We start from the raw sequence: 515 nt of genomic DNA, 5'->3' as shown, positions 1-515 counted from the left end.
TCGATACGTTCAATTGATATGAATGCTGGAAGTAAAAAAATAACAAGAGCAGCTTTAACTCCAGGAGTTGTAAAGGGCGGTCAAATGACTAGGGATGGGGTGTTGGGTAATCCTCTTGTCAATGGTGTACGGTCTGAGGGAAAATCTCATGATGCTATTGTGTACGGGCAAGTAGCGCAGACGAAGGCTGACCAAGGGATTGCTATCGGCTTAACTGCTTTAGCTGGTCGTAGTAGAAATACTAAAAATAGCATTGCAATCGGCTCTTCTCTAACCGATAGTTATGATGAAAAAGAGAGAACAGTTTCAGTTGGTGATTTTTCAATAGCTTTCGGTAGTAAAGCACATAGTTATGCAAATGAAGCGATTGCTATGGGGTACAATGCATATGCAAAGGAGCAGGCGTTGCAGGGAATTGCTATAGGCGCTAGCTCTAATGTGACGGTTGCGGGAGGTGTTGCTATAGGAAGTGATTCTGTAGCCAATAGGGCTAGTGGTGTTTTGGGCTATTCTCC

1 pseudogene is annotated in these 515 nt (G+C 43.7%); it reads left to right on the top strand.

The annotated features are described in order from the left end of the window. Positions 1 to 515: pseudogene (locus ACFINW_RS10190) on the top strand (hypothetical protein); the annotation flags it as partial.

Source organism: Bartonella sp. AA18HLJMS (assembly GCF_042197245.1).
In the GTDB taxonomy this organism is placed as follows: Bacteria; Pseudomonadota; Alphaproteobacteria; order Rhizobiales; family Rhizobiaceae; genus Bartonella.
The sequence above is the reverse complement of the archived record's forward strand: the minus strand, read 5'-3'. Positions and strand labels throughout refer to the sequence as shown.